The sequence below is a fragment of the Pseudomonas sp. MTM4 genome (assembly GCF_019355055.1).
GTDB lineage: Bacteria > Pseudomonadota > Gammaproteobacteria > Pseudomonadales > Pseudomonadaceae > Stutzerimonas.
Genome location: NZ_CP048411.1, coordinates 662,874 through 688,619, shown reverse-complemented (window position 1 = coordinate 688,619; position 25,746 = coordinate 662,874). Strand labels below are relative to the sequence as shown.

Below are 25,746 nucleotides of genomic sequence, written 5' to 3'. Positions count from 1 at the left end.
GCGCTACGGCCGAAACGGCTGTGGTCCTTGGCAACCCACACTCATACGTTATTGGAAATTCCTATGACCGCCACAAATCGCACCCTCCCCTATGCCGCTCTGGTTCTACGCGTGATCCTCGGCGTGATGTTTCTCGCCCACGGCCTGACCAAGCTGCTGGTCTTTACCCCGGCTGGCACTGCAGGTTTCTTTGAGTCCATCGGTTTTCCAGGTTTTCTTGCATACCCGGTCATCGCCTTCGAAGTCGTCGGCGGCCTGTTTTTGATTCTTGGCGTTTTTGCACGCTGGGTAGCGGCTGTAGCCACAGTGCAACTACTGGTGGCAGCAAGTGTGCATCTCGGCAACGGCTGGAGCTTTACTAACGCTAATGGCGGTTGGGAATACCCGGTGTTTCTGGCCTTCACTGCTCTGGCTTTGGCTCTGCTGGATGACGGTGCCTTTGCCCTGAAGCGCTCGGTACGTAACCAGCCTCTGTAACGTTAACTTGGTCGGCCTTGTTGCCAAGCCGACCAAGCACGCCCGAATCGGGCATCGACGAAGTTTTCATTCAAGAAAGCTGTAGCGATCAATCTCAACGCGTGCATAGCGTTTGGGCGGTTCACTAACATCAAGCGATACATTCACCCTGAATCGCTAATGGTCGATTAGTCTCCACCGATGATCCCCGTCTTGATGGTCGATGATGAGCAATTGATTATCGAGATTCTGGACCAGGTACTTAAGGACGTAGGCTTCAGAGTCACTCAGGCAAGCAATGGCAAAGAGTCGATGAGCTCAATCGCATCATGAAGAACCTTCCCTCTTAGTCTAAGACTACATGCTACCTTCGTTGAAGGAGCTGGCCGAAGATATTCGCCGCCGCCCTGAATGGAATCCTATCCCCATTATACTTATGAGGCCGCCCACGCTGATCTGGCCAGCAAAGTCCCGGTTCTCTTCAGGATTCGAGAAGCCTTGTCTGGTTTGGTCAGTCCACTCTACCCGGGATAGACCACAGGGGTTACTGGAGCCAACCCTCGACAACCTTAGCACCGTGCTTCTCTTTCCAAGCCTTCAGAACGTTATGGTTACCGCCCTTCGTCTCCACAATCTCGCTGGTTTCGGGATGTTTGTATATTTTGACTTGGCGCTGCCTCCGCGGCCCGCGAGCAGCCGGAGCGGCATTCGGGCGACCTGCTTGCGGGTCCAGTAGAGAAATGATGTCGCGTAAGCCCACACCATAGTCGGCCATCAGATTACGGAGCTTTTCCTCGAACTCGATTTCGCGCTCGAGTTCTTTGTCATTTCTCAGAGCATCAAGCTGCTGAAGTTGTTCTGCGAGCTTGGCCTCTAACGCTTTGTATTCTGCAAGTTTGGACATTGGTAACCTTTTGTACGGAACGGGCAATAGTTCGTTGTGGAGTTACTCTAACGCTTTGCCCCACTGTGTGAAATCGCTGCTGCGTTCTGCTGCTTCCAAAGTAAAGAAAGGCCGTGTTCGCGGTACTATTTCCCCACCGAGCAAGGGCTCGCTGGAGTAGTGTGTTTCGGATAAGCGATGGTGTACGTAGACTAAGACGGAGGTTGCCAATGAAGATCACAGCTATGGAGCAGACTGAATCGGTCAGCGATGTTCTATGCGACGTTTGTGGCGACAGCACCCGTATTGAAGGGTATGGATTGCAATTCGGCACTCTTAGCGCCAGTTGGGGTTATGGCTCGACCCACGATGGCGAGCGCTATGAGGTCCACCTTTGCGAGCCCTGCTTTTTCAGAACGATTTCCGGCCTCAGACGAGAGCGCATGGTGAACTTTATGTTCAGCGATGAGGACCAGGATCTCAGAGATTTCGGACTCGTTACTCGGAATAATTTTTTCAATGACAGCGGTAGTTCGACCTGAGTACTGAAAAGCCCAATTCTGCCAGCCTCCTGGCATAGGCAAGACCTACGCCCTTATTGTGCCGGTAGCTAGCCTAGACATCTTGCGTATTCATCGGTCGTTGGGGGCTATATCAGGCGGTCTGCGCTACCGCATCCCTCTGAGCCCCTTTGACGTGGTGTTGAAGGACCCCTGCAAAACGCAGCGTGACCTCCCGCCGGGTGAAGCGCCATTCCCCATCACTCCGCTCAAACTGATCGAGGTACTTGCCGGTGCAGATAGGCTGTAACGGGAAGTCATCGACCTGCTGATGAACCGTGTAGTAACTTGCCGAACTCGCCCTTTCACCGGACGGGTCCACGTCAATGAGCTGGTTGGTAATGGAGTGCCACGTACGCGGAGTGCCATCCCCATAAACCTGCAGACCCGCGTTGAAAAACGCCAGCAGTCCTTCGACAGTCGATGCCTCGTTGCCTAGCACATGAATAACGGCATGTTTGAGAACCTCTGCCACGCCCTCAAAGTCACCGTTGTCGAGACGATGGATATAGATGGCGTGGAGGCGATGGATCGCGCTTTCGGCATCCAGGCGTGCCACGAGATCCCATTGGTTGGTGCTGTCAGTCATATTGATCGCTCCAAGGATAATGTCGGTAAACAGGATTCAATTCTGCGAAGCCCCCCTCGGCGGATACCTCGACGCGTTGATATGGCTGGTCGCATCGCTGGCTAAGAACGACGCCCGTTAAACACCCAATGTGGGCCCTGGCGCTCAAGTCGTCAGCTGGCAAACAGCCTCCAGATTCACTCCGTCAGGGCCCAGTACATAGGCCGCGTAATAATTGGGGTGGTACCGGGGCCTGATCCCCGGCGCTCCGTTGTCCTTTCCGCCAGCGGCCATGGCAGCCGCATGGAACGCATCGACCTCCTCATGAGCCTGCGCGATCAACGCGATATGGGCCCCGTGGCTGGGGACAAGAGCGTGTTGCAGCCAGAGGAATGGCTTTCCTGCGGAACCGAACCCTAGTCGCCGTAGCGTCGATTGCGGAGGGTCGGTCTCGATGCTCATCATCAACGTGATCCCCAGCGGCTTGAGCGCCTGTTCGTAGAAATCACGTGCATACGAAATGTTCAAAACACCGATGCCCATATGATCGATTGCCGACCCAGCAAACTCGCTCATCAGGTAACTCCTTAAGGCGCCGATTGTTCGGCAGATTCGTAAATTCGCTACCTAAGGCGAGCATCGCCGACAGCACGGCGCGGCCGTATTAGGAGCAGGTTAGGTTTTCCTAGGTTTATAGAGATCATCAAGGGGCAAAGCGGCTACTCCTAGCCGATCAGACCTGGGAGGCGCCGCCGTCGGCGAACAGCTCGGCGCCGTTGACATAGCTCGACGCACCGCTCGCCAGGAAGAGCGCGGCCTGGCCGATTTCGTGCGCCTGACCGATACGGCCGAGCGTGCTCTTTTCGCTAAGGGCGGCGATCACCTGCTGCGCGTTGTCGGCAAGCATGCCGTGCAGGGACTGGGTATCCACCGGCCCGGGGCTGAGCAGGTTGATGCGGACGCCAGAGCCCTTGATGTCGAGAATCCAGCTCCTCACCATTGCGCGTAATGCGGCCTTGGTGGCTCCGTAGACGCTCAGACCGAGGCCGGGGTTGATCGAGGCGGTCGAGCCGATGATAACGACACTGCTGCCCGGGCCCATCAACGGCAACGCGCCCTGCACGGTGAAGGTCGTGCCCTTGACGTTGGTCGTGAAGACCCGATCGAAAACTGCTTCCGTAATCGATCCCAGAGGTTCGATCTGACCCATCCCGGCGTTGGCGATCAATACATCGATGCGGCCATGGACCGCGCTTATGTGCGTGAACAGCTCGGCAAGGTCGGCAGGGTTGGCAATGTCGGTCCGCACGGCAGAAACATTCTCACCGAGGCGACTCACAGCTTCGTCGAGCTGAGGCTGGCGGCGACCGGTGATGATCACGTCAGCGCCTTGGCTGGCGAACGCTTCGGCGATCGCGAAGCCGAGGCCCGAAGAACCGCCAGTAACCAGCACAACCTTGTTTTTGAATTGCATGGAAAATACCTCAATGAGCGAATATGTAGCGAACACTACATATATCCATGGCTGCTCGCAATATATTTAGCGATCACTAAATGCAAGCGACCCAGCAAGCCATAATGGATCTTGTATGTAGTGATCGCTACAGTTGTCGTGTCGACCTTCGAGAGATAGCCATGAACGAAAAACCCAGGCAGCGCCGCCCCGCCTTCGACCGAGAGCAAGGGATAGCCATTGCACAGGCACTGTTTCATCAGCGTGGTTTCGACGCGGTCAGCCTGGCCGACCTGACCGAGGCCATGAACATCAAGCCGCCTAGCTTTTACGCCGCCTATGGCAGCAAGGCCGAGCTTTTCGAGCGTGCGATGCATCGCTACGCCGATGAAAACGCGCTCCCGATGGACAAATTGCTGGCACCGGATCGACCCCCCGCCGAAGCGCTAACCTCACTGCTGGTTGCCGCTGCGCAGCAGTACGGACGAGATAGCGCTTTGCGCGGCTGCCTGATCACCGAAGGCTTACGCGCGGACGATCCGATCGCCCGAAACATGGCCGAGAAATTCGGCGACGCCGGAATCCAGGCGATCCGCTGTTACCTGGATCAGGTACGCCCGGACGCCGCACAGACCCTGGCTGACTACATGCTGATCACCCTGCGAGGGCTGTCTGCGGCGGCATGCAGTGGCATGTCCAGTGAACGCCTGGTGGAGGTGGCGCGGATTGCCGGCAGGCTGCTTGCCCGTGAATTCGAGGCAAGCGACAGCGCTGCGGATTCCGGAGCCACCGAGCATGGCCGCTACCCCGGCAGAATCAGCGATCAGTGATAGCCGTACCGGCGATGCTCTTGGCGAATCCGACGCCCAGCAGCTTTGCTGGCGTCTCGAAACCCGGCCGTCGTTCACCACTCATTACCCGGCGTGCCGCCTCTACTGCCGCAAGCGGCGTGTAGGTGTAGCCATTGACGGTTTCGATCACTGAACGCGCGACAGTGCCGTCAGCGCCGGTCACCTCGGCCACTGCTCGGGCGCGATGAGCTTCACGTTGTTGCGCGTCCGGACCCTCGGGGACCTGTGAAAGATCTCCATCTGGAAAGGGATCGCCAGAGAAATGCACGAACATGGATATGTTGGGAATGCCGGTGGAGTGCCAGCCAGTGACCAAGTCACCGAACGACAGCGGTGCACACAGTTCCAGGCCGTCGCCAAAATCGAAGTGCCGCGGTTGCGCATCGGGTGTTGCCACAAGCTCCCCGTCAATCCGAGCCAGAAGTCCCGCACCAATGATTTCGCTTACACTGCGGGCCGATCCACGCGACATAGAACCCGCGACCTGAAGTGCGATGCAGAGTGAATGCGGATCCTGCACACGGCGAGCAATATGCACTGCGAGGCAGTCTGTCGGCACCACGTCCCAGCCAACGCCAGGCAGCAGCATGACGCCCGACTCGGCCGCCTCAGCGCCCAATCGCTCAGCCAACCGGTACACATTGATCTCGGCCGTGATATCCAGATAGTCGACGCCAGCCTCGATACAGCCCCGCATCAAGGCATCGGCCGTTTGCGCGAAGGGCCCGGCGAAGTTCACCAGTACGCCAACGCCTTCGAGGGATTCGGCTGTTCGGGCATCGGGCGTGAATACGCGGTAAGGAACGTCCAGTTGTGCAGCCAGAACGCGCAGCTTGTCGTGATTGCGCCCGGCAATGACAATCTTCAGTCCCTGCGCTACGGCATACTCGGCCGCCATGCGCCCCATGTAGCCGGTTGCGCCATAAATCATTAATGTCTTCATTGGACGTGCTGCCAGTTCTTGTAGACGAACTCCAGGCTGTAGCCGTCTGGATCCAGGACGTTAGCGGCATAGTAATTTGGGTCGTAATGCAGGCGTGCGCTCGGTGCGCCATTATCGACCGCGCCCTGGGCCAATGCGGCCGCATAGGCAGCTTCGACTTGGGCTTTGCTGTTTGCTACAAAACCGACATGCACCGCTCGGCCTTCGACTACACCCTGGCGCAACCAGAAAAACATACGGCCGTTGGCGCCGAAGCCTTTCAGGTCCGGATGCCCAGGTGGGCCGTCCTTGCCGTCGTAGTCCAGGCGCGCGGTGATATCGAGCGGCATCAAGGCCGCTTCGTAGAAACGGATGGAGCGCTCTATGTCGCTCACAGACAGAAAAATATGATCCAGCATGACAGGTCCTCTATTGCTCAGATGATGTAGCCGCCCGCGACTTCAATGCTCTGGGCGTTGATCCAAGCGCCCTCTTCCATCAGCAACATGACGATGACCCGAGCCACATCCTCTGGCTCACCGACTCTGCCCAGCGCCGTTTGCGCAGCCAGCATCGCCTCGAACTCGTCATTGAGCCCGCCGCCCAACTCGGTTCGAATCGCCCCAGGGGAAACAGCATTGGCACGGATACGCCGATCACCGAACTCCTTGGCCATATAGCGTGTAAGCACCTCCAGCCCCCCCTTGAACGCCGCATAAGGCGCCACCCCAGCCGTGGCCACGCGGGTGGTGGCACTGGTCAGGTTGACGATGCTGGCGTTTTCTTCCAGTAGCGGCAGCAAGGTCTGCGTCAGAAAGAAAGGCCCTTTGAGATGAACATTAAATAGACCATCAAATTGCGCCTCGCTGACAGATGCCAACGGATTGAACAGGCCGTAACCGGCGTTATTCACCAAACCTGCGAGGGTGGTTGTACCCCAAGTGTCATGGAGCGCAGCGAGGACCGCCTCCCGGAACGCCTCGAAACTCCCGACATTCGCCACGTCGAGCTTGAGCGCAACGGCCTTGCCGCCCGCTTGCTCGATGCGTCGCACCACCTCATCCGCGGCGTCCGGATGCTGGTTGTAGGTGAGGATGACGCTCATGCCGTGGCGGGCCGCATGTTCCGCTGCACTGGCACCAATCCCTCGACTGCCTCCGGTAATGACGATAACGCCCATGACGTGCTCCATGACTGGTTGAATGAGCCTCCACACTAAGGGGCGTCCTCATCGCGAACGCAGCCGTTCCTACTCGAAACCTGCCTGTTTCTGCTTTTTGCTTGCACTGCTCCTGTTCCGCCATTCAGCATGGCCAGCATGAACGACCAACTGAACGAACTCCGCACTCTAGCCGCCAAGGCCGAAAACCGCCGCACAGAGACGGGCATTCCGCGCGTCGCCATGGTTCAGGGCAAGATTCCTGAGCATATGCTGGCGGCGGTCTATGACCCGATGATCAACCTGATCCTGCAAGGCAGCAAAACGATGACCGTGGGCGACAGCACGCTGCGGTATGACCCGGCGACCTATTTCGTCATGTCCATCGAGTTGCCCGCGGTGGGCACGGTGCACCCTGCCGCATCAGGCGAACCCTACTTGGCGGTAAGCCTGACGCTCGATCCCACCGTGTTATCGGCGCTGCTTACGGACTTGCCCAAACCTGTCGGGCGTCATGAAGGTGACCCTGGTTTCTCGGTGGCCGCCGTCACGCCCGAGCTGATGGATGCCTGGGTGCGGCTGTTGCGACTGATGGGCAATCCCGACGCCATCGCGGCCCTGGCGCCTGCGTACGAACGCGAGATTCTGTTTCGCGTGTTGCAAGGCCCGCACGGCTGGATGTTGCGAGAAATCGCAGCGCCGGATACCGCCATGGCCCGAGTGAATCAGGCCATCCAGTGGATCCGTCGAGATTTTGCCGAGCCCATCAGGGTTGACAGTCTGGCGCAGAAGGCGGCGATGAGCGTCTCGGCCTTTCACCGCCACTTCAAAGCGGTGACAACCTTAAGCCCGTTGCAATATCAAAAGCGCGTGCGTCTGCTCCAAGCGCGGATGCTCATGGTGGCCAGCGGCAAAAGCGTTACGGCTGCGGCTTTCGAAGTGGGCTATGAAAGTCCCACACAATTTAGTCGGGATTACGCGAGGGTATTTGGTCTTCCCCCTGCCAGCGACACACGAAGAATACTTGGGGGAATGAAGGAATTCAGACGCTAACGCCGGGGAGAAGCTGAATCCCTACAAGGTTTGGCTTGCAAGCTACTAGCGAAGGGCTGCAATCGGTGAGGAAGCGGTCGTCGGGAACGGCCTACTTTCGACTCAAGGCGAACGAAGGGTTCTTTCCATGCCAGTAAGGCTTTTGAATGCGAGCAGCCCTGGCGATCCGCAGGATCGGCTAACCGACCTAGCAGATCGCCCAATACTGCTCGAGCTCGTTCCGCACCCTTCCCATCTCAGGGGATGATCCTTTCGGCTCGTAGGCGATCGAACAGGTCGAAAAAGGCGCCGCGCGTCTCGCGGAAGTGGTCGAAACCAAAATCGCGCGACTTGGTGGTGTCGTTAACGCATTCCTGCTCGCGGCCCAGATCGGCGTCGGTGTGCCACCAAGAAACCAGCTTTTCGATGTCCGGCTCAGCCAAGTCGTGCCGCTGGGCAATCTCACGCCACACCGATCCTGCGTCCGTCATCTCATGCTCCAGCGGCTGCGGCGTCTCGGGGCAGTCTGCCACCTCAAGACCGAAATATTCGCCGATCTCGCGCCACATGCGACGCCAGCGGAAGACGTCCCCATTGACCGTGTTGAAGGCCTGATTCGCTGCGCCCGGCGTGGTCGCCGCCCACTCGAGCTGTCGCGCCAGAACCAGGGCATCGGTCATGTCAGTCAGCGCATTCCACTGCGTCTGTGAACCTGGGAACACGAACGGCTGACCGGTCGCTTTACAGATCGACGCATAAACTGCCAGCGTCGTGCCCATGTTCATGACATTGCCTCGGGCGTATCCAATCACCGTATGCGGGCGGTGCACGTTCCAAGCAAAGTTGTAACGCTTGGCGGCATCGAACAGCACGTCTTCCTGTGCGTAGTAGAAGTTATCGCCCGGTACACGTGGCTCGGACTCCCGGAATGGAGTCTCGGTACGCCCGCTACCGTAGGCTTCGAACGATCCCAGATATTGCTTAGTGCCTGTCACTAGCGAGGCGTGCTCCAGGTTAGCGCTATCGAGCGCCTCGAACAGGTTGCGCATCATTGCGCTGTTGGCCTCGACGTTAGCTTTTTCGTTTTCGCGCCGAACCCAGGTGCAATAGAAGACATGGGTGATTGGCAGGCCCGCTAACGCCTGCTCGGCGGCCTGCTTGTCCAGCAGGTCGACAGCAACAGGAATGACCCCGCTCTGCTCAGTGGCCCGGCGAGACAGACCATAAACAGACCACCCACTGGCCACCAGATAAGTAGCCAGATTGCCACCGGTAATACCGGTGGCGCCAACGACGAGCGCTGTACCTTTACGCATGATCAAACCCTTTGTTGATATGTGTAAATCCAGCTTCACGCCAGATCGATGAATGAAGTCTGGTGGAGAGGGCTCGTTGCTACAATCGAAAAAATCGCAAATCTTTATTGCGTTTCACGCAACATAACGAGACCCAAACAATGGACCTTAACGCCTTGCTCGTGTTCGAGCGCGTCGCTGCCACCGGCAGCTTTACCGCCGCTGCGCATCACTTCCATCGCGCGGTGTCGTCAATCTCGCGTCAGATTAGAGGACTGGAGGAATCCGTCGGTCAGCCGTTGCTCTACCGGCACACTCGTGCAGTCACTTTGACAGAGGCAGGCCGACGGTATTACGAAGAGGTGCGCGACATTCTTGAACGTCTCGATATGGCCACCGAAGCATTGAGTCAACCGCAGGCCGAGCCCAGCGGTGTGTTGCGCATCAATGCCCCGGCCGCCTTCGGTCAGCATCAAATCGTGCCATTGCTTTACGACTTTCAGCGCCGCTATCCGGGCATCAAGGCAGAGCTGTTTTTGAACGATCGCGTTGTCGATCCGGTGCGCGAAGGTCATGACGTTACCTTCCGGGTCGGTAACTTATCAGACTCGTCGCTGGTCGCACGGCGGCTTGCGCCGATGAACTATGTCGTCGCTGCATCGCCCGGCTACCTGGCAAGGCGAGGGACACCGGAGACCCCCGAGGCGCTCCTGGAGCACGACTGCCTTATCTATCAGGGCGAACTTGGCCGCCAGCGCTGGTATTTTCAGCGGGGCGGCATGGTGGCGGAGGCCGCTTATGAGTTAGAAGGCAGTCTCGCCAGTAACGACGCTGGAAGCTTGTTAAGGGCGGCGCTCCTAGGCCAGGGCATAATCATGTTTCCCACATGGCTGGTCGCCGAGGACTTGGCCAAGGGCGCTCTGGTGGAACTGCTCCAGCCATGGCGCTGCGAGGTCATGCCCGGCCGCCGCGAACTTTATGTATTGACCCGCGAACGTCAGCTCAGCACGCTCAAGGTACAGGTTTTTATCGATTATCTGTCCGAGACGGTGACGCCCATTCCTCCATGGGACCGCTGGCGGGAAAGACTGCCAATCGACCGGAGCGAGAAGGTTCGCTGACCTACTCCCTGATCTGTAGCCTGGCCAAGCCGCGCTCTTCTGGTGGGCGATGCGTCGTGCAGAGACAACGGCGCCGAGCTGTTGCCGACGGTGGGCTTGCCAGGTCTCAACAGGCACGGAGTGACCGCTTCGCCCCACGATGGTCTTTCATCTGACCCCAAGAACGCATAGCCGGCTCCTGACATGACCACATTGCAGGTGTGGGACAGCGGCATCAGTAGCAATTCTGTAGTGCATCGGCAGTCATAGGGCTTCTGACCGGATAGCTGACAGTGATGACAGGCAGCTAACGGGCCAAAAGCTGCCGTTAATTCCTCGTCACGAGCACCAGTAGCCGGCTAAAACAGACCATGGACACGCTGCTACCGACTTCGTAATCTCTGTGCAGACCATGTCGCTTTTTCTTCCCGCCTTATGTCGCGTCTCCACCGCGCCCTGTATGCTGCTGAAAGAGTTATCCATGGACAAGGAACGTTATCAGACATAAGTGGCGGCCCCGCTGTGTCGCTTACTTGGAATTGGACATAAACCGCTTCGCTAACTTGGGACGTCCGCAAGCGGCCGCTCCTTAGCCAAAGGTTGAGTTAGAAGGAATAAAAATCAAACATGGACGTCCTTACTTTCACATCAGTAACAATCAAGTCACTAGCTTGGCCTGCCGTAGCAATATTTCTTGTGCTAATGCTTAAAAAACCGATCACAGAGCTAATTCCCCTACTTCGGAAGCTCAAGTACAAGGAACTAGAAATTGAGTTCTCTGAAGCAGTAGCCGAATTAAAAGCAGAGGCGGGCACATCAATACTAGATGTAGGAAACCCAACAACATCTCAAGCTCAGCCTCAAAACAGACTATTGCAGCTCGTCAACTTCTCAACACGAGCTGCAATCATGGAAGCCTGGCTAGAGGTAGAGACCGCCGCAACGGCAGTCGCGAGCTCATTTTGGAATCAGCCTCCGAGTGATACCTTCAGAAATTATCCAAAACTTGGAGATTACTTACTTCAGTGCAAGGTTATCGACACAAAACAATTAGAAACTTTCAATAAACTTAAGCAGCTCCGCAACAAAGCGGCGCATGCCGAAGAGCTGAATTTAAGCGAAAGTGATGCAATATCTTACGTTGAGCTAGCCTCTGCGCTGGCCGCCCACATACGAGCTGCGTAGGTAACCGACATTAACTACATCAACAGACTTAGCCAATATTTACGATAAAGGGGCCACTTCGAGCTGCGCAATACCCATCTTTGACGATAAAACACTCAATCGTGTGCGAGCCTTTATAAGATGCCCGTTCGTTTCTGACTAAGTTGCCGGCTGAGACTGTCCCCTCTAAGAAGCCACCTCTTAAATCATTCGCCCTGAGGGCTGCAGGTCCGGTATTCACAACCTGCCAGAAAACCTTATATGGCCAAACAAGATTGGTTTTTGCCTCGAAGCGTAGCGAACTCCCGATCGGTACTGCGGCCCCATTGCTAGCTACAGCAGTCGGTCGGAAACCAGCCCTGCTCATCGCGCCGGAGAGGCTCACGCTCCCTTGAGGCACCGTCGGCCAGGCCACTGGTTTACGGTGCGGGGCATCAAACACACGCTGCATCACTCCATGAAGTCGACGTGTAGCAACTGACTTAGCGACAGCGCCAGGGCTATGCCGAGTTGCAGCCTTCTCCAACAACTCGCGACCGAGTCGGGGAGAAAGCAAATCGATCATTTGAGCCAGATCCTCAGTTTCTCCGGCCCGCTCAAAGTCCTTGCGCGCTGTATCGAGCCAGTCATCAAATGCCAGCTTTCGCTCCGGCTCTGCTTCCCACGCGTCAGCAAAATTCTCCCGAGGGTCAGAAGGATTGGCGATCCAATATGTTTGCCCTCTAACTTCAATGTACCGGTCCATCGAAGCGAGAATACTGAAGAGCGCCCCGGTGACCGTGGCCTCTTGCTGATATGCATGAGCGGCAAGCGTCGATATGACGATTGATGAAGGTCGACCATCGGGCTGCTCGGAAAAGCACAAGTCGCGATGCCGCTTCAGAATCTGGATTGCCGACTGCAAAGGGGTTTTGACCCGGAATGCGGGAATGTCCGCGACGTCGGCTTTCGCTTCGTTGAGCGCCATGGCACGGCGTCGTTCATTGAATGCGACCTCCATCCGAGCCATGAACCAATCGGCGTATCCGTTGGGATTACTAGATGGCCAGTCGTCGGTGTACTGCTGATATCGAGGGTGATTTCTATCAGTAATTGAAATGGACTTGTCCACATACTCAAGAGACAACTTTCGTGCCTCCCGTAGCGTGCGTTGCCGCTGGCCGTCCGGAATAGATGGCAGAAGATCCATATGAAACTGGGCAGCATCGGCGTAGTTCAACGTCCAGCAACGATCCCAACCAGATGGAGCTCCCATCGAATACCGTGCTGCGTACAATTTGAGCTCATGGCCCAAGTCGTCGAAAAGTTGCTTCTGAGTGCTCGATGTTTTGCTGGCACCAAACTCGCAGACAACATCCAGATCGTAATGCTCCTCGCCATTCAAGGGGCGAATCACCGTGCCAAGTCGAAAAGATCCTTGGGTATAAGCGTTTATATACACTTGCGCAAAACGGGATTCTGGCCGTTCCAGCCAATCGCAAATGGAACGATAGCTTCGATCGGCAGACGCGTAGCGTTCGTCAGGAATGTCGAGTGTGAAGGCAAGCTGATTAATGAACCGATCGGCAGAGTAGGTGACCTGCTTCATGAGCTTTTCTCACTACGCAGCGATGCCGGCAGGAAGCAGTCGATTTCTTCGTCAGAGAACGTGAACTCCTCGTTGAACTTAAGTGCTTTCTGAGCCTTCGCATAGGCCTTTGCATCCGTCTGCGGCGCGCCCTTATAGATAATAGCAAGCTGTTCCTGCAGCTCATCTCGACGCTCCGCCGCTTTGTGGTAGTTGATCGCTCCGGCCTTCAAATCAGTGAGTAAGGATAGGTAGGACTCTCGGATAGGCCAGATACGGGCAGCCGCATCACGATGCTTTTGTGCAGTTCCGCCGGGATCAAATCCTTTCATGTACCCAGACAGCAGTAAAGCAAGTAGAGAAAGGACAGCGGTGGCAATTTTCGCCCAGTCGGGGCCTAAAATCGCTGCGATCAAAGCCCCTGAGGCCGTCAGTGCTGAGATTACTATCTGCGAAATCTTCAGGTGCTGCAGGCGAGCTGCACACCGATCCGCCATTTTTTCATGCGTTTTGTGGGTGTATACGACCCGGCCTAAGCATTCGCGAATCTGCCCTTCCATATGCAAAAAGTCACTCATACCTGTCCTGCCTGAATGCCATATCGGGTCGTCAGTGTGCCACTACCCTGCATCGTAGTCGCGCTTCAGCGATATTTATCAACGCTGACTACACCTAATCGCGGTGACCGTCCGCCACCGAAGGTTAACGGGGCGCTGGTTACTCTTCAAAGCCGACAGTCCGCTTCTGGCCGATTCTGTTGAAAAAGTAGCGACCTCCCCGTGCCGTTGGCAAAATTGCTTTGTCAGCGGGCGTGGAGGCGAACAGCATGATGGGACAGTTACCGGGAGGACAGCAGCGCCTGTTCTACTCGTTCAATCTCGAAGATCACGTCCCGGCCCAACATCTCCTGCGCAGCATCGACCAGTGCTTGGATCTCAGTGATCTGCGCGCCTATCTGGCGGATTTCTATAGCCCCATCGGGCGTCCCTCGATTGACCCGGAATTGATGGTGCGCATGCTGGTCGTCGGCTACTGCTATGGCATTCGTTCCGAGCGGCGATTGTGCGAAGAGGTGCACCTGAACCTGGCCTATCGCTGGTTCTGCCGGCTGGGTCTGGAAGACGAAGTACCTAATCACTCGACCTTCTCGAAGAATCGCCATGGCCGTTTCCGTGACAGCGATCTGTTCCGCTGGTTGTTCAATGAAGTGCTGCGGCGCTGCATGGCAGCCGGCCTAGTCAAGGGCGAAGGTTTCGCCGTCGACGCCAGCATCATCAAGGCGGATGCCAGCCGGCAACGTGGGGTGGTGGGAGATGAAGTCGATTGGAGCGATCCCAAGCTCAGCAGCCGCGCCGTGCGCGAGTACCTCGAAGCACTTGATGAAGATGCGTTGGCTGAGGCTCTTCCCAAGAAGATTTCGCTCACCGATCCTCAGTCCCGTTGGACAGCAGCACCAGGCGGCCCGGCCTTCTTTGCCTACTCCACAAATTACCTGATCGACACTGAGCACGGTGTGATTATGGATGTGGAAGCGACACCCAGAAAAGATCGCGGGTAACCAAGGCCAACACCATCATCTACCGCTCCAGCCAAACCGACTGCGTCACCTGTCCGTTGAAAGCGAAATGCTGCCCCAACACACCGAATCGTAAGATCGTTCGCAGCATCCATGAGGCTGCCCGCGATGTGCCTCGACGCATCGCCAAGACACCGGAATACCTCGTCTCACGTTGCGAACGGAAGAAGGTGGAGATGCTTTTCGCCCACCTTAAACGGATCATGAAACTCGACCGTTTACGACTGCGTGGCCTGACAGGCGCCACTGACGAATTCACCATGGCTGCGATGGTGCAGAACCTGCGCCGCATGGCCAAGCTTTTGCCTCAAGGGCCACCGCTCACGGGATAGGTACGCCTGTGGCGAGCAGAAACCCTCGAATTAACCCTCAAACCTGAGCAAGGACGCTCAGTGAAACGCCGAAAGGTAACTTGAAGTGGCTTGCAGCCACTTCGACAGCAGGTACATCCGACCGCCTTGCTGCCGCTAAACCTACTTTTTCAACAGAATCGGCCGACAGCGGCACTTCAGATGTCAGCGTCGGCAGTATTCTTCTGCATCGATATTCCAGTTTTCATACTGGCGGAACGTGAGGCCTTATATGCACAGCCCTCGGAACGTGGTGCCGGAAACAGCCAGCAAACCCAACCCAAAAAAAACCGGCCATCTCGGGTTCAGAGAATGACCGGTAAACGCACCACGTACTATTCAGCGACAGGCGTTCTTGGCAGACGCAGCTGCCTGCTCAACGCCACTCAGTTAAACACCATCCCTCCGTCAATGATGACCGCCTGCCCGGTCATATAGTCCGAGTCCGGTCCGGAAAGGAATGATACGCAGGCCGCAACATCCTCAGGCTGAGATAGACGTTTCAGGGTGATATGTTGGGCGAATTGTTCCATGCCCCACTCGACGCTCTGGTTGGCGTTGTCTGCCACTTCCTGGGCAACTTTGCGCATCATCGGTGTATTGACGATACCGGGACAGTATGCGTTCACCGTGATGCCCAGGTGTGCCAGCTCTCGAGCGGCCGTTTGGGTAATGCCCCGCACGGCGAATTTAGTGCCGCCATAGACCGCCAAGTCCGGATTGCCGACATGCCCTGCCTGCGATGAAGCGCTGATGATTTTCCCGCCGTGGCCCAGTGCTTTGAACGCTTTTACAGCAGCCTGGATGCCCCACAAAACCCCACCGACGTTGATGTCGAAGGTCTTCCGGTAGATGTCCGGGGTGATGGTTTCAATCGGGGCAATCGGCGCGATACCTGCATTGTTGATGACCACGTGCAGATCGCCCAGCCCATCGACTGCTTGCTGGACGGCTTTGAACACATCATCGCGATCTGCCACATCGACCTTGATCGCCAGGGCAGTGCCGCCGTTCGATTTGATTCTCTCGACAACCTGGCTGGCCGTCTCAATATTCATATCGGCGCATGCCACCGCAAAGCCATCGGTTGCCAATCGCAATGCAATGGCTTCACCAATGCCTTGGCCGGCGCCAGTAACAAATGCAACTTTTCCTTGGGACTTGGTCATTTCCGTTTCCTTCTAAATTGTTATGGGAAATCAAACAGCGGGTACAGCTGCGCACAGGATCTCGCGGGCTCAGAAGTTCGCTTGCAGCTTCACGCCAGCGACGAGTGCGTTATCGACTTCATAAACACCGCCCGGGTGGCGGACGTATTGCAAGTTCGGGCGAACGGTCAGCCAGTCGGTAACATGCACACCGTAGTTGAGTTCAATGTTGTATTCGCTGTGCTGCACCGGAACGTACTGCGGGTTGTCATAGTCGGTAATGGCATTGGCAGCATTGATCTGGCGCTGACGCTTGCTGACGTCGTCGTTGATATGGATGCGAGCGATCCCCAGACCGATATCGTCGTTGGGGCGAGCATCGAACGGTCCGTTGTAGACCAGCCCGAGGTTCTGAAAACTGTCGATACTGCTGGTTTCTTGGTCATGGAAGGTGAAGCTGGCGAAAACGCTCAAGCCACGGGACGCATCGCCGTTGCGCGACGTTAGCTGCTGCCGGCCCATGACCCACCAACCACTTTTGCTGCTACGGCTTTTTGCGGTCATACCGGTCACTCCTTGCGGGCGGCCATCGACGTCCTCGTAAATGTCGTTGGCACTGGCGCTGCTGTGGTAATAGCCAAGTCGGTATTCGCCTGGTAGCGCATGGGTACCCACGGTTGGCTTCCAGATCACCTCTATCGGGACCAATGCTCCCTGGGTGCCACTACCGCTGAGCTTGAAGCCGTTACCGACTTCCAGATTCGAAGGATTCTGCTCGAACACTCCGATCTGCACCGCCCAGTGGTCATCCAGGTTGTATTTGGCACGTAGCGCCCACTGGCTGACGGGACCGCTGTACCAGACATCCCCCGCTACGTTGCCGATGGGAGCGGCGCAGAACGCCAGGCTCTGGAAGTCGCAAGGGAAGCTGTTGAAGTCCTCGTTGACGCCCATGCGCCCAATCTTGAGATCCAGCGCCTCATCGAAAAACCGTTGGCGATACCACATTTGTGTCAGGCGCCAGGTTTGCCCGCGCCCCCATACCTCCTGTACGGAGCTGAGCTGCCCGGTACGGGGATCGCCGATGCGTTCGTTAGACAGGTTTTTGCCGCTTCTCTCGGTGACCAACAACTGGAACTCGGCGGCGCTCCAGCCAAGCAGCTTCTGCAGGTCCAGATTGGCGCCCAACGCCCACTGCGAAGTGTATCGGGCGGTGCGGTCATCGTTGTAGCCGCCATCGAGATTGGCAGCACCCTCACCGACGTAGCCGATGGTGAAGTTCACACCCTTTTTGAGCAGTTCAGTGCGAGTGCCGCCCCAGTCCCCTAAGCCCCATCGGGACGACTCGCCGGCAGCAGTAGCGGGAAAAGCGATGCATGCAAAGAGGCTTAGCCCTACGGACAGGCGCCAGAGGTTATTCATGTCGATTGGTCCTTGTTGTTATGGTTACGACACAGCGTTATCCAATCCGCAAGGCAGGGCCGTTGCAGCTTGGGGAATAGTGATCAATGCAAGACGAGCGTGGCCTGACCTCAATGCCCAGTCAGGTCAGCTAGATTCCCGCCAGGCAGAGATATTTGATTTCGAGGTAATCCTCGATCCCGTACTTGGATCCTTCGCGCCCGACGCCGGAGGCCTTGATGCCGCCAAAGGGCGCCGCCTCGGAGCTGATGATTCCGGTATTCACGCCGACGATGCCGTACTCCAGCGCCTCGCCGATCCGGAACACGCGCCCCAGATCGCTCGCATAGAAGTAGGCGGCTAGCCCGAACTCGGTATCGTTGGCCTTGCGGATGACTTCGGCGTCATCGAAGAAGCGGAACACCGGAGCCAGGGGGCCGAAGGTTTCCTCTTTCGATACGCGAGCGTTATCCGGCACGTCGACCAGGATCGTCGGCTGGAAAAAGTTGCCTCCCTGTTGATGCGCCGCACCGCCCTGAAGCACCTTGGCCCCTTTCCCGATGGCGTCCTCGATATGCTCGCGAACCTTGGCGACCGCTTTTTCATCGATCAGCGGGCCGATGGTGGTGCCCTCGGTCAAGCCATCCCCGATTTTCAACCTACCTACAGCAGCGGCCAGCTTGTCGACGAACGCCTCATAGACCTTGTCGTGAACATACAGGCGATTCGCGCATACGCAGGTCTGGCCGGCGTTGCGGAATTTAGAGGCAAGGGCGCCCTCTACGGCGGCGTCCAGGTCGGCATCCTCGAAGACGATGAACGGCGCATTGCCACCGAGCTCGAGGGATATCTTTTTGATGTCATGGGCGCACTTCTCCATGATCGTGCGGCCAATTTCGGTGGAGCCGGTGAAAGAGATCTTGCGGACCACCGGGTTGCTGGTCAGCTCTTCGGCAATCTCGGCGGCCGAGCCGGTCACGACCGACAGCACACCTTTCGGGATGCCGGCTTGCTCGGCAAGCTCCACCAAGGCCAGCGCCGAAAAGGGCGTTTGCGAAGCCGGCTTGATCACCATGGTGCAACCCGCGGCTAACGCCGGGCCTGCCTTGCGGGTAATCATCGCGCTCGGGAAGTTCCAGGGCGTGATAGCGGCGCACACCCCTACGGGCTGCTTGAGTACCAGCAAGCGCTTGTCGGCAGAGCCCGGGATCACATCGCCGTAGATGCGCTTGCCCTCCTCCGCATACCACTCGATATAGGAAGCCGCGAAAACGATCTCGCCACGCGCTTCGGCAAGGGGCTTGCCCTGTTCGAGGGTCATGATGTGAGCCAAGTCTTCCTGGTTTTCGATGATCAGCTCGTACCAGCGGCGTAATGTAATGGCCCGCTCTTTCGCCGAGAGGGCTCGCCAGGCAGGCAAAGCACGGTCTGCCGCCTCAATGGCGCGACGGGTTTCCGCCCCACCCATGCGCGGAACATGGCCGATGACTGCGCCGGTCGATGGGTTGCCGACAGTGATGGTGGCGGCACTGTCGGCACCGATCCACTCGCCGTCGATATAGGCATGCTGACGAAACAGTTCGTTTTTTTTCAGGTTCACTGCATGTTCTCCGTCGGATACGCGGCGCCTCACGGGCGCCGTACGAACGCACTCGCCCTCGCGAGGCGGCAACGAGTGCGCTTTCTTCGCGTTGATGTTCCGGTCAATGCTGGGCTTTTTGGGCGTAGCTACCGGACGGGCTCAGGCTCGTGAACTTGAAACCTCGATAGCCTTCGTTCTGGACCGACGCGAGAATGTCTCTGAACGGGCCCAAACCGCCCATATAGAAGTAAACAGAGTTGGTCTTACCGGGTATGTTGGCTCCGAATATCCAGGAATCGGCCTTGGCAAACAGCGTCTGATCGGCGATCTCGCGGCAGGTCACGCCCCACTGGCGTTCAGATTCAGTATCGGGCTCCATGCAGGCCAGCTCTTTTTCTTCCATGAAGCCGATCATGTCGGATACCCACTCCACCTCTGTCTCGATGGTGGGCGGCAGGTTGGTGAACGGGCCGTTCGGGCCGAGAATCATGAACATGTTGGGGAAGTTGGCGGTCGCCACCGACAGATAGCTGGACGGCCCTTCGTTCCAGTGATCCTTGATGCTGACGTCATTCCGGCCGCGGATATCGATGCGTTTGTAGTTGCCGTCCACCGCGTCGAAACCGGTCGCGAACACCAGCACGTCCAGCTCGCGCTCCACGCCATCGGCGGTACGAATGCCCGCTTCGGTGATTTCCTCGATCGGGTTGGCTTTTACGTCGACCAGGGACACATTCGGCCGATTGAAAGTGGCGTAGTAGCCGCTGTCGCACAGCGGACGTTTCGCATAGAGGTCGCGTGGCATCAACTTGCGCGCCGTTTCCGGATCCTTGACGATTTCACCGATTTTCTCGCGAATGAAATCCTGAGCGGCCCGATTGGCTTGCTCGTCGATCGCAATGTCGTTGAAGGTCTGGAACATGAAGCGGAATCCGCCACCGCCGTCCCAGGCACGCTGGAAGATTTGTTTACGCTCTTCCGGCGACACGCTCATCGTTGGGATATCGCTTTCCTCGAAACCGAACGCCAGGCGAGACGAGCGTACCTGTTGCCAGATTGCATCATAGTTACGCTTGATGTCGTCGACGTACTCGCGGCTAACCGGACCATTGCCGACAGGGACGGTGTACTGCGCGGAGCGCTGGAACACGGTGAGATGGTCAACGGTAGGCGCAATGGCCGTAATCACCTGGCAACCGGTCGAGCCCGTGCCTATGACGCCGACGCGCTTGCCCTCCAGAACGGCATCGGCCGGCCAATTGGCGGTGTGGTACATCTTGCCCTTGAACTGCTCCATGCCCTTGATCTTCGGCACATTGGTGGCCGACAGCAGGCCAAGCGCGGTGACCAGGTACTTGGCGCTGTACCGATGACCATCATCAGTGGTGACGGACCAGCGGTTGGTTTGTTCGTCGAACACGGCCGAGGTGATCGCCGTTTCCAGTTGGATGTCCTTACGCAGGTCGTGGCGATCAACCGCATGGTTCAGGTAGGACAGGATCTGCGGCTGGTCGACGTAGCGCGTGGTGATGTCCCACTCCTGGCAAAGCTCGCGATCCCACGAGAAGCAGTACACGAAGGTTTCGCTATCGGACAAGGCGCCTGGATAACGATTCCAGAACCAGGTGCCCCCAACGCCAGCTGCCTTGTCGAAGGCGCGCACCTTCAAACCAAGCTCGTCGCGCAGTTTTTTCAGCATATAGATGCCACCAAAACCAGCACCAATGATAATTGCGTCAAAGTTGGTCACGTTGGTGCCAACGGAGCGTTTTGCCAGAACTGTAGTTGTCATTGTGTTCTCCTGATTGATCGGTGCGCCTGAAGTCATCGCTCGTTCGCTAAGAGAATCTTCAGGCAAGCCGGTACCGTCTCCCCCAAAAACAAGATCGGGGGCGTGTCGAACTCGATAGGTGAAGTGAGCGGATCAGCCCGACCCGCTCCGCTCTTAGTTACAGCGAGAAGCCACCATCCACCGCGATTGCCTGGCCTGTGACATGAGGCGCGCAGGCGAGGTAGACCGCCAATTGGCCCATGTCCTCGACGGTTTGCGCTTCGCCTTGCGGTAGCAGGGCCGCCTGATGCCGCTCCCAGGATTGCTCCTCGGTTTCGCCCGGCTCAGCCCAACGGCTGGACAGGCCCTCGTCACCGCGCCACATGCCAGTACCAACGACACCGGGGCACAGCGCGTTGACCGTGATGCCTTCACGGGCGACTTCTTTGGCGAATGCGTTGGAAAAACCGATGACAGCGAATTTGGATGCGCTGTAGTGAGACAGGTCTGGAAAACCGACCTTGCCGGCGATCGATGCCAGATTGATGATGCGACCGAACCTGTGCTCACGCATCAGCCGCAGTTCAGCCTGGCAACAGAGGAATACGCCGCGTGCGTTGATGTTCATGATGCGGTCCCACTCGCTGACTGGCAGCTCGTCGACCTTACCCAAACTCACTACGCCCGCGTTGTTGACGGCTACATCCAGGCGACCGTAGTGCTCGCGCACCTGCTCGATCATTGCACCAACGCTGTCGGGTTGGCTTACGTCCACTTGCAAGGTGATGGCGCGGCGACCAATTGCACGCACAAGGGCGGCAGCTTCTTCAGCGATGCCGAGGTCATAGTCGGCGAGTACCAGATCAGCGCCGGCTTTTGCCAGGCTCAAGGCGATGCCTTGGCCAATACCGCGGCCAGCGCCTGTTACCAGGGCAACCTTGCCGACCAGGGAAAACTCGACAGCAGTAGATTCGCTCATGAGATGCCTCTAATTATTGTTGTTGAATGCGACCGCTCATGGCGGTTCGCTGAGACAGATGGAGCAAATCAGGTGCCAATCTTAGAGCTGTCAGCTCAAAGCGCCGTTCCAGAGCGCTTCCAGCATCGCGAAAGGCGAATTGCGATCGCAGCCGATCAAGACGTTATGTCTCGCGATGAGCGGGACGAAGGGAGAACGGTGAGACGTTATGTCTCACCCTGTAACGCAAATCGATTCAGCTTGTGGACACCGGTCAACACGCATTAAATGGCCGTACAAAAATTAGAATTGACCATGCGGAGGTAACATGTCCTCTGGTTACTCAAAGGCTCATGTGGAACACGTGAGCAGAGTGCTACGCACCGCCCAAAGCGCGCCGACGCTTCCCGTTCCGAGCAGCATCGTCGACTCCTGGCGCCGTTCGGTGCAGCACCATCAACTCGATCCAGGCTCGCTGCAGGGCCCACGAGTGCTCGAAGCACACCAACTCAATGAGCATCGAGAGCGTATCGACGATTTCCTGAGGCTGGCGGGCGATGAGATTGGTCGACTCCACCATCGAGTGCGCGATGCCGATTATTGCGTGATGCTCACCGATACCTTGGGATGCACCGTCGATTACTGCATCGATTCAACGATCCGCGGCGAGTATCGACGTGCCGGCATCGACCTCGGCACGTGCTGGACGGAAAGCGAAGAAGGCACCACCGCCGTATGTGCGGTTCTGATCGATAAGCAGCCGATCACCGTACACAAGCAGGATCATTTTCGCGCAGCGTTCATCGGCAACACCTGCTCTGCCGCCCCGGTCTTTTCCCCTTCCGGCGAGCTTTTCGCCGTTTTGGACGTATCCGCCATACGTTCGCCGGATGACAGGCGTAGCCAACATCTGATCCGTCAGATGGTCATTCAAAGCGCCGCTGAAATCGAAAATGCGTACTTCATGTACAGCACCCAGGATCTTTGGGTGTTGCGCGCGCATCCGTTTCCCGGGTATGTCGATAGCCAACCGCAGTTCCTGTTCGCATGGGATAGCGATGGTGTGATCCAGGCGCTCAATCCCGCCGCACGGCGGCTGCTGCTACAGCGTCACGGCCGAATTCCGGATACCGTCGATGAAGCCTTTATTTCAGACCGGCTTCCTGATCGCGCTGATGACACGGTTCATTACCTATCTGCGCTGAACCTACATGTGCGACTCAAAGCGCCAAGACGCCGTCCGAGCGCACGTGCAACCGGCAAGGTGGTCGAAGCGCTCGATCCAACGGTTGCCCGAACTCTTGAACTGGCGGTGCGCGTCAAGGACCGGGGGCTGCCGGTATTGATTCATGGTGAGACAGGCGCTGGCAAAGAGCACTTCGCGTTGCAGTTGCATGCAGCCAGCAAACGCAAGGACAAGCCCTTCGTCGCCATCAATTGTGCGGCGATACCCGAAAACTTGATCGAAAGTGAGCTGTTCGGCTATTCGGCCGGCGCCTTCACCGGCGCATCAAGTAAAGGCATGCGGGGTCTACTGCAACAGGCCGATGGCGGCACGTTATTTCTTGATGAAATCGGCGATATGCCGCTCACACTGCAGACCCGCCTGCTGCGGGCGTTGAGCGAAGGCCAAGTGTCGCCATTAGGCGCCTCACGCCCACAGCCCATCGACATTCAGGTCGTGTGTGCCAGCCACCGCGATCTCGTGACGCTGGTCGAGCAAGGTACCTTCCGTGAAGACCTGTACTTCCGCTTGAACGGCGCGCGCTTCGATATCCCGCCATTGCGCGAGCGCACCGATAAATTGGCCTTGATCAATAAGCTCTTGGACGAAGAATTCACGCGATCCGCAGAGCGCTTCCAACTGAGTGACGCGGCCTTGGAGATGCTGTTGAACTACAGTTGGCCCGGCAATATGCGCCAGCTGCATCATGCGCTGCGATATGCCTGTGCGGTGTGCGCCAGCCAGGTGATCGGTGTCGAAGACTTGCCGGTAACGCTCGCTATCAGCGCCCCGGTGAACGGGGAGGAAACGTCAGCAGGAGACCCGGAACGTCAAGCGCTGATCGACACGCTCGTACGCAATCGCTGGAAGCCGGTACTTGCTGCACAGGAGCTGGGAATTTCCCGTGCGACCCTTTACCGCCGCGTGAATCAGCACGGCATCAAGATGCCCGGCAAAGGTTCGTATAACTAGACCTCCGTAGTGGAATGCCACCCTCGCGCTCAGCCAGCGCGAGGGCGGCTGCCCTTCTGACTCAGACGAGTTTTTCCAGCTCCGGCAGAATCTCGAACAGATCGCCTACCAGGCCGTAATCGGCAACCTGGAAGATAGGCGCTTCTTCGTCCTTGTTGATCGCAACGATCACCTTGGAATCCTTCATGCCAGCCAGGTGCTGGATCGCACCGGAGATACCCACCGCAATGTACAGCTGCGGCGCAACGATCTTGCCGGTCTGGCCGACCTGCATGTCGTTCGGGACGAAGCCCGCATCAACTGCCGCACGGGACGCACCAACCGCAGCCCCCAGCTTGTCGGCCAGCGAATACAGATGCTTGAAGTTGTCGCCGTTCTGCATCCCACGACCACCGGACACTACGATCTTGGCAGCTGTCAGTTCAGGACGATCGGACTTGGCGAGTTCCTCACCAACGAATGCGGAAACACCAGCATCACCCGTACCTGAAACCTGCTCCACCGACGCCGAACCGCCTACAGCATTGACCGGATCGAAACCGGTAACCCGCACGGTAATGACCTTGATCGCTGCGCTGGACTGTACGGTGGCAATGGCGTTACCGGCATAAATCGGGCGCTTGAACGTATCGGCGCTTTCGACAGCGATGATCTCGGAGATCTGATCCACGTCCAGCTGGGCGGCGACGCGCGGCAGGAAGTTCTTGCCGTTGGTGGTCGCGGCCGCCAGCACGTGGCTGTAATCCTTGGCCAGACCCGCGATCAATGGCGCGACGTTTTCCGGCAGCTGATGGGCGTACGCTGAGTCATCGGCGACCAGCACCTTGGAGACACCTTCGATCTTGGCAGCCGCCTCACCGATGGCACCGCAACCGCTACCGGCTACCAGTACATGAATGTCACCACCGATCGCTTTTGCAGCGGCCACGGTGTTGAGGGTCGCAGCCGCCAGGACCGCATTGTTGTGTTCACCGATAACCAGGATAGTCATTTAGATTACCTTCGCCTCGTTCTTCAGTTTCTCGACCAATTCAGCCACGGACTTGACCTTGATACCTGCGCTACGGGCAGCAGGCGCTTCGACTTTCAGGGTCTTCACAGTGGAGGTGGTCGATACGCCCAGTGCGTCGGGTGTCAGCACTTCCAGCGGCTTTTTCTTGGCCTTCATGATGTTCGGCAGCGACGCATAGCGCGGCTCGTTCAGACGCAGGTCGGTGGTGACGATCGCCGGGAGGTTCAGCGCAACGGTTTGCGCGCCGCCATCGATTTCACGCTCGACCTTGACCTTGTCGCCTTCCACTTCGACTTTCGACGCGAAGGTGCCCTGAGCGAATCCGGTCAGTGCACCCAGCATCTGGCCGGTCTGGTTGTTGTCGCTGTCGATGGCCTGCTTGCCTAGGATGATCAGCTGCGGCTGCTCCTTGTCGACTACTGCTTTCAACAATTTGGCGACCGCCAACGAATTGAGCTCTTCGGTCGACTCGACCAGTACGGCGCGATCCGCACCCAGCGCCAGCGCTGTACGCAGCTGCTCCTGGGCAGCGGTCGGACCGATGGAAACCACGACGATTTCACTGGCCACGCCCTTCTCTTTCAGGCGCACGGCTTCTTCCACGGCGATCTCGCAGAAGGGGTTCATCGACATCTTGACGTTGGCGAGGTCGACGCCGGAGTTGTCCGCCTTGACGCGGACCTTGACGTTGTAATCGACCACTCGTTTGACTGTTACCAGTATTTTCATAAGGTCTCCGAT

The 25,746-nt window shown here is 57.6% G+C and carries 24 protein-coding genes and 1 pseudogene; 8 read left to right on the top strand and 17 right to left on the bottom strand.

The features are described 5' to 3' along the window. Nucleotides 1-63 precede the first annotated feature (63 nt). Nucleotides 64-477 (top strand): DoxX family protein, encoded by a 414-nt coding sequence (locus tag GYM54_RS03135; RefSeq protein WP_197445045.1) that lies wholly within the window; start codon nucleotides 64-66, stop codon nucleotides 475-477. A 523-nt stretch (nucleotides 478-1,000) separates the two neighbouring features. Here the strand turns inward: GYM54_RS03135 and GYM54_RS03130 are convergent. After that, nucleotides 1,001-1,360 (bottom strand): histone-like nucleoid-structuring protein, MvaT/MvaU family, encoded by a 360-nt coding sequence (locus GYM54_RS03130; RefSeq protein WP_197445044.1) that lies wholly within the window; start codon nucleotides 1,358-1,360, stop codon nucleotides 1,001-1,003. A 209-nt stretch (nucleotides 1,361-1,569) separates the two neighbouring features. Here GYM54_RS03130 and GYM54_RS03125 point away from each other — a divergent pair, with 209 nt between their 5' ends. After that, a complete protein-coding gene (locus tag GYM54_RS03125) occupies nucleotides 1,570-1,881 on the top strand; it encodes a hypothetical protein (protein WP_197445043.1) in 312 nt (103 codons plus the stop codon). 112 nt (nucleotides 1,882-1,993) lie between these two features. On the opposite strand, the gene GYM54_RS03120 is transcribed toward GYM54_RS03125, so the two are convergent. The 3 genes from GYM54_RS03120 to GYM54_RS03110 all read right to left on the bottom strand — a co-directional run bounded on the left by GYM54_RS03120 (nucleotide 1,994) and on the right by GYM54_RS03110 (nucleotide 3,941). Then, the gene (locus tag GYM54_RS03120) at nucleotides 1,994-2,488 is read right to left on the bottom strand and encodes a nuclear transport factor 2 family protein (RefSeq protein WP_197445042.1); all 495 of its coding nucleotides are present in this window, start codon (nucleotides 2,486-2,488) and stop codon (nucleotides 1,994-1,996) included. A 144-nt stretch (nucleotides 2,489-2,632) separates the two neighbouring features. After that, nucleotides 2,633-3,043: a VOC family protein gene (locus tag GYM54_RS03115; protein WP_197445041.1), complete on the bottom strand. Its 411-nt coding sequence runs from the start codon at nucleotides 3,041-3,043 to the stop codon at nucleotides 2,633-2,635. Between the two features lie 157 nt (nucleotides 3,044-3,200). Then, nucleotides 3,201-3,941 carry an SDR family NAD(P)-dependent oxidoreductase gene (locus GYM54_RS03110; RefSeq protein WP_197445040.1) on the bottom strand — a complete coding sequence of 247 codons (741 nt, stop codon included), beginning with the start codon at nucleotides 3,939-3,941 and terminating at the stop codon, nucleotides 3,201-3,203. A 161-nt stretch (nucleotides 3,942-4,102) separates the two neighbouring features. Here GYM54_RS03110 and GYM54_RS03105 point away from each other — a divergent pair, with 161 nt between their 5' ends. Next, entirely contained in the window at nucleotides 4,103-4,750 is a 648-nt protein-coding gene (locus tag GYM54_RS03105) for a TetR/AcrR family transcriptional regulator (protein WP_197445039.1), read from the top strand. Here the strand turns inward: GYM54_RS03105 and GYM54_RS03100 are convergent. From GYM54_RS03100 to GYM54_RS03090, 3 genes are read right to left on the bottom strand one after another with little or no spacing between them, the layout of a single operon-like run. Then, nucleotides 4,737-5,714 carry a trans-acting enoyl reductase family protein gene (locus GYM54_RS03100; protein ID WP_197445038.1) on the bottom strand — a complete coding sequence of 326 codons (978 nt, stop codon included), beginning with the start codon at nucleotides 5,712-5,714 and terminating at the stop codon, nucleotides 4,737-4,739. The genes GYM54_RS03105 and GYM54_RS03100 overlap by 14 nt on opposite strands. Next, nucleotides 5,711-6,112, bottom strand: a complete 402-nt coding sequence (locus GYM54_RS03095; protein WP_197445037.1) for a VOC family protein — start codon at nucleotides 6,110-6,112, stop codon at nucleotides 5,711-5,713. Before GYM54_RS03095 ends, GYM54_RS03100 begins: the two co-directional genes overlap by 4 nt. A gap of 17 nt (nucleotides 6,113-6,129) precedes the next feature. Next, nucleotides 6,130-6,873, bottom strand: coding sequence for an SDR family NAD(P)-dependent oxidoreductase (locus GYM54_RS03090; RefSeq protein ID WP_197445036.1), 744 nt, complete (start codon nucleotides 6,871-6,873; stop codon nucleotides 6,130-6,132). 138 nt (nucleotides 6,874-7,011) lie between these two features. Between GYM54_RS03090 and GYM54_RS03085 the strand changes: the two genes are divergently transcribed. Next, nucleotides 7,012-7,905, top strand: a complete 894-nt coding sequence (locus GYM54_RS03085; protein WP_197445035.1) for an AraC family transcriptional regulator — start codon at nucleotides 7,012-7,014, stop codon at nucleotides 7,903-7,905. A 236-nt stretch (nucleotides 7,906-8,141) separates the two neighbouring features. On the opposite strand, the gene GYM54_RS03080 is transcribed toward GYM54_RS03085, so the two are convergent. Further along, a complete protein-coding gene (locus GYM54_RS03080; RefSeq protein ID WP_197445195.1) occupies nucleotides 8,142-9,200 on the bottom strand; it encodes an SDR family oxidoreductase in 1,059 nt (352 codons plus the stop codon). A gap of 140 nt (nucleotides 9,201-9,340) precedes the next feature. Here GYM54_RS03080 and GYM54_RS03075 point away from each other — a divergent pair, with 140 nt between their 5' ends. Both GYM54_RS03075 and GYM54_RS03070 read left to right on the top strand, forming a co-directional pair. Further along, on the top strand, nucleotides 9,341-10,300 hold the full coding sequence (locus GYM54_RS03075) for a LysR family transcriptional regulator (protein WP_197445034.1): 960 nt from the start codon (nucleotides 9,341-9,343) through the stop codon (nucleotides 10,298-10,300). A 606-nt stretch (nucleotides 10,301-10,906) separates the two neighbouring features. Continuing rightward, on the top strand, nucleotides 10,907-11,464 hold the full coding sequence (locus GYM54_RS03070) for a hypothetical protein (RefSeq protein WP_197445033.1): 558 nt from the start codon (nucleotides 10,907-10,909) through the stop codon (nucleotides 11,462-11,464). Between the two features lie 28 nt (nucleotides 11,465-11,492). Here the strand turns inward: GYM54_RS03070 and GYM54_RS03065 are convergent, their stop codons facing one another. After that, on the bottom strand, nucleotides 11,493-13,031 hold the full coding sequence (locus GYM54_RS03065; protein ID WP_197445032.1) for a nucleotidyltransferase: 1,539 nt from the start codon (nucleotides 13,029-13,031) through the stop codon (nucleotides 11,493-11,495). Then, the gene (locus GYM54_RS03060) at nucleotides 13,028-13,588 is read right to left on the bottom strand and encodes an SLATT domain-containing protein (protein ID WP_197445031.1); all 561 of its coding nucleotides are present in this window, start codon (nucleotides 13,586-13,588) and stop codon (nucleotides 13,028-13,030) included. The genes GYM54_RS03065 and GYM54_RS03060 overlap by 4 nt, the downstream gene beginning before the upstream one ends. A 248-nt stretch (nucleotides 13,589-13,836) precedes the next feature. On the opposite strand from GYM54_RS03060, the pseudogene GYM54_RS03055 reads away from it, so the two are divergent. After that, nucleotides 13,837-14,918 (top strand): annotated as a pseudogene (locus tag GYM54_RS03055) (transposase). Nucleotides 14,919-15,322: 404 nt separating this feature from the next. Here GYM54_RS03055 and GYM54_RS03050 read toward each other — a convergent pair. From GYM54_RS03050 to GYM54_RS03030, 5 genes are all read right to left on the bottom strand, one after another. After that, nucleotides 15,323-16,105 (bottom strand): (S)-acetoin forming diacetyl reductase, encoded by a 783-nt coding sequence (locus tag GYM54_RS03050; RefSeq protein ID WP_197445030.1) that lies wholly within the window; start codon nucleotides 16,103-16,105, stop codon nucleotides 15,323-15,325. 69 nt (nucleotides 16,106-16,174) lie between these two features. Continuing rightward, nucleotides 16,175-17,506, bottom strand: coding sequence for a carbohydrate porin (locus tag GYM54_RS03045; protein ID WP_197445029.1), 1,332 nt, complete (start codon nucleotides 17,504-17,506; stop codon nucleotides 16,175-16,177). 130 nt (nucleotides 17,507-17,636) lie between these two features. Continuing rightward, nucleotides 17,637-19,085 carry an NADP-dependent succinate-semialdehyde dehydrogenase gene (gene gabD / locus GYM54_RS03040; protein WP_197445028.1) on the bottom strand — a complete coding sequence of 483 codons (1,449 nt, stop codon included), beginning with the start codon at nucleotides 19,083-19,085 and terminating at the stop codon, nucleotides 17,637-17,639. Between the two features lie 103 nt (nucleotides 19,086-19,188). Beyond that, nucleotides 19,189-20,859: an NAD(P)/FAD-dependent oxidoreductase gene (locus tag GYM54_RS03035; protein ID WP_197445027.1), complete on the bottom strand. Its 1,671-nt coding sequence runs from the start codon at nucleotides 20,857-20,859 to the stop codon at nucleotides 19,189-19,191. A 157-nt stretch (nucleotides 20,860-21,016) separates the two neighbouring features. Beyond that, nucleotides 21,017-21,817 carry an SDR family NAD(P)-dependent oxidoreductase gene (locus GYM54_RS03030; protein WP_197445026.1) on the bottom strand — a complete coding sequence of 267 codons (801 nt, stop codon included), beginning with the start codon at nucleotides 21,815-21,817 and terminating at the stop codon, nucleotides 21,017-21,019. A 307-nt stretch (nucleotides 21,818-22,124) separates the two neighbouring features. On the opposite strand from GYM54_RS03030, the gene GYM54_RS03025 reads away from it, so the two are divergent. Beyond that, a complete protein-coding gene (locus GYM54_RS03025) occupies nucleotides 22,125-23,993 on the top strand; it encodes a sigma-54-dependent Fis family transcriptional regulator (RefSeq protein ID WP_197445025.1) in 1,869 nt (622 codons plus the stop codon). Nucleotides 23,994-24,054: 61 nt separating this feature from the next. Here the strand turns inward: GYM54_RS03025 and GYM54_RS03020 are convergent, their stop codons facing one another. Together GYM54_RS03020 and GYM54_RS03015 are read right to left on the bottom strand one after the other, a co-directional pair. Beyond that, nucleotides 24,055-24,984 carry an electron transfer flavoprotein subunit alpha/FixB family protein gene (locus GYM54_RS03020; RefSeq protein WP_197445024.1) on the bottom strand — a complete coding sequence of 310 codons (930 nt, stop codon included), beginning with the start codon at nucleotides 24,982-24,984 and terminating at the stop codon, nucleotides 24,055-24,057. After that, entirely contained in the window at nucleotides 24,985-25,734 is a 750-nt protein-coding gene (locus GYM54_RS03015; protein ID WP_128121813.1) for an electron transfer flavoprotein subunit beta/FixA family protein, read from the bottom strand. Nucleotides 25,735-25,746 lie beyond the last annotated feature (12 nt).